The following is a 246-nucleotide window of genomic DNA, read 5'->3' on the forward strand; positions in this document are numbered from 1 at the left end:
CTACGGGAGGCAGCAGTGGGGAATATTGCACAATGGGGGAAACCCTGATGCAGCCATGCCGCGTGTGTGAAGAAGGCCTTCGGGTTGTAAAGCACTTTCAGTGGTGAGGAAAGGTGAGCGGCTAATACCCGCTTACTGTGACGTTAACCACAGAAGAAGCACCGGCTAACTCCGTGCCAGCAGCCGCGGTAATACGGAGGGTGCAAGCGTTAATCGGAATAACTGGGCGTAAAGCGCACGCAGGCG

At 56.1% G+C, this 246-nt stretch carries 1 rRNA gene; it reads left to right on the forward strand.

The features are described from left to right. A 16S ribosomal RNA gene (locus DA373_RS16665) occupies positions 1-246 on the forward strand; the annotation flags it as partial.

Source organism: Oceanimonas marisflavi (assembly GCF_003049725.1).
Lineage (GTDB): Bacteria > Pseudomonadota > Gammaproteobacteria > Enterobacterales > Aeromonadaceae > Oceanimonas > Oceanimonas marisflavi.